At 70.0% G+C, this 237-nt stretch carries 1 protein-coding gene; it reads right to left on the bottom strand.

Annotated features, from left to right (window positions below; genetic code table 11):
* Window positions 1-237: ABC transporter substrate-binding protein (locus tag FMEAI12_RS02240; protein WP_235013607.1), on the bottom strand; the 237-nt coding region annotated here is incomplete at both ends.

The following is a 237-nucleotide window of genomic DNA, read 5'->3' as shown; positions in this document are numbered from 1 at the left end:
GGGCGTCCCAGTAGCGGGGGTTCTTGACCAGCTCCATGGCGGCCTGGCGGGTCCAGCTCTTCAGCGTGAACGGGCCGGCGCCGATCGGGGTGGCGTCGAAGGCCGCGGCGCCCTTCCGCAGGGCCGCCGGTGAGGCGATCCAGTTCATCGCCGAGCCGACGATCGCCTGCGCGTACGCGGTCACGGGAGTGGTCATCGTGACTTTCAGGGTGACGTCGTCGACTACCTCGGTCGAGG

The organism is Parafrankia sp. Ea1.12, assembly GCF_900465275.1.
In the GTDB taxonomy this organism is placed as follows: domain Bacteria; phylum Actinomycetota; class Actinomycetes; order Frankiales; family Frankiaceae; genus Parafrankia; species Parafrankia soli.
This window is presented reverse-complemented; position numbering and strand designations above follow the sequence as displayed.